The 594-nt window shown below is 56.7% G+C and carries 2 protein-coding genes; both read left to right on the top strand.

The window, feature by feature from the left end; translation table 11 throughout:
• A partial coding sequence (gene gpW, locus ACJHXB_RS24790) for a gpW family head-tail joining protein (protein WP_001565244.1) occupies positions 1 to 85 on the top strand: 85 nt, incomplete at its 5' end.
• The coding region (locus ACJHXB_RS24785) for a phage portal protein (RefSeq protein WP_197322387.1) at positions 82 to 594 on the top strand (513 nt) is incomplete at its 3' end. The genes gpW and ACJHXB_RS24785, both read left to right, overlap by 4 nt.

Raw genomic sequence — 594 nt, 5'->3', positions numbered from 1 at the left:
TGACCTGAAAAAATATATTGCAGAGCTGGAAGTGCAGACCGGCATGACACAGCGACGCAGGGGACCTGCAGGATTTTATGTATGAAAACGCCCACCATTCCCACCCTTCTGGGGCCGGACGGCATGACATCGCTGCGCGAATATGCCGGTTATCACGGCGGTGGCAGCGGATTTGGAGGGCAGTTGCGGTCGTGGAACCCACCGAGTGAAAGTGTGGATGCAGCCCTGTTGCCCAACTTTACCCGTGGCAATGCCCGCGCAGACGATCTGGTACGCAATAACGGCTATGCCGCCAACGCCATCCAGCTGCATCAGGATCATATCGTCGGGTCTTTTTTCCGGCTCAGTCATCGCCCAAGCTGGCGCTATCTGGGCATCGGGGAGGAAGAAGCCCGTGCCTTTTCCCGCGAGGTTGAAGCGGCATGGAAAGAGTTTGCCGAGGATGACTGCTGCTGCATTGACGTTGAGCGAAAACGCACGTTTACCATGATGATTCGGGAAGGTGTGGCCATGCACGCCTTTAACGGTGAACTGTTCGTTCAGGCCACCTGGGATACCAGTTCGTCGCGGCTTTTCCGGACACAGTTCCGGATG

The sequence above is a fragment of the Escherichia sp. WS3227_2 genome (assembly GCF_046486495.1).
GTDB classification, from domain to species: domain Bacteria; phylum Pseudomonadota; class Gammaproteobacteria; order Enterobacterales; family Enterobacteriaceae; genus Escherichia; species Escherichia coli.
Note: the sequence above shows the minus strand (reverse complement) of the source record. Positions and strands in the feature narration are given on the sequence as shown.